The organism is Globicatella sp. HMSC072A10, from assembly GCF_001811625.1.
GTDB lineage: Bacteria > Bacillota > Bacilli > Lactobacillales > Aerococcaceae > Globicatella > Globicatella sanguinis.
Map to the genome: position 1 here is coordinate 1 of NZ_KV805692.1, position 1,233 is coordinate 1,233.

Annotated in this window: 1 protein-coding gene; it reads right to left on the bottom strand. The window is 33.9% G+C overall.

Annotated elements, in window-relative coordinates; genetic code table 11:
• Window positions 1-171: 171 nt before the first annotated feature.
• Window positions 172-930, bottom strand: a complete 759-nt coding sequence (istB, locus tag HMPREF2811_RS04110; protein WP_071408223.1) for an IS21-like element helper ATPase IstB — start codon at window positions 928-930, stop codon at window positions 172-174.
• Window positions 931-1,233 lie beyond the last annotated feature (303 nt).

Consider the following 1,233-nt stretch of genomic DNA (forward strand, 5'->3'; position numbering starts at 1 on the left):
TTTCTATATTTATTATCACCAAGCTATCGCTAAATATAATCTTGTTGTTCATGGTCAATTTAGCATTATTAGTTGGTGTCAATTTTCGTCAGTCAATAAACTTTGTGTTCTAATTTTTCTGACTATGACGCTTTATATAAAAGTCAACTTAAAAATCCCGATTTGTTTCATTTAAGATTCACCACTTTTAGGTGGGGATATTTTATCTTTAATCCGATAGGAGGGCCCCGTAATATTAAATAAATAAGCGTGATGCAAAATACGATCCACAATCGCTTTAGTTAACATTTCATCTTGTCCCATGATAGTATGCCACTTATCAAAGGTTAAATTACTCGCAAACACCGTAAAACGTTTGGTATATCTCCAATCAATTAATTGAAAAAATAGTTTCGCTTCTAATGGACTAATCTCATTAAAACGAACCTCATCAATCACCAGTAACTTATATTTAAAAAGTACCTTAATTTTTCGTTCTAAAGCCCCTTCCTGATAGGCCTTTCTCAGAGATTGGATTAATTTGTTGAATTTGATAAAGTATACACTATTGCGTTTAATCGCCACACTATAGGCGATTGAAATGGCTAGATGCGTTTTTCCTGTGCCAGGATTTCCTACAAGCACAACATTCTTCGCTTCCTCATAAAAGGAAGAGTCGATAATCGCTCTTATTTGATCTTCATCAATGCTTGGCTGAAAAGAAAAGTCGTAATCATCGATGGTCTTTAAATAAGGAAAAGCAGCTACTTTAACATTATACAAGCGGTTATTTTCTTCCTTGGCTTCGACTTCCTTAGCTATTACCTTATATAATCCAGACAATTCAACCTCTGTCAGTTGGCAATCATGAAATAATTGTTCTAGGTAATGTTGCGCTGATTTAAATTTTAAATACGTTAATTGTTCTTGTACTTTAAGATAGGCTGTCATATCGGATGCCTCCTAATTCTGTTGAGATAATATTTGGAGCGGGAGGGGCTTCTATCGCATTCTTTTCTACTTTGTCATCCTTCGTTTTGGCATAATACAATTGATTTTCAGGCTTAATATTTAAGTGATTGTCCGTTATCGGGTGCACATCGATAATGTTTCCGTTATAATAAATATGAAGTTTATTATTTTGAACGACAATCTCAACCGGTTTCCCTATAATTCTTTGGCAAGAGAATATTTATTATATCGGTATTGGAAGAGAGCGTCATTGGTAACATGAACTTTTTTAAGATGAAGGTG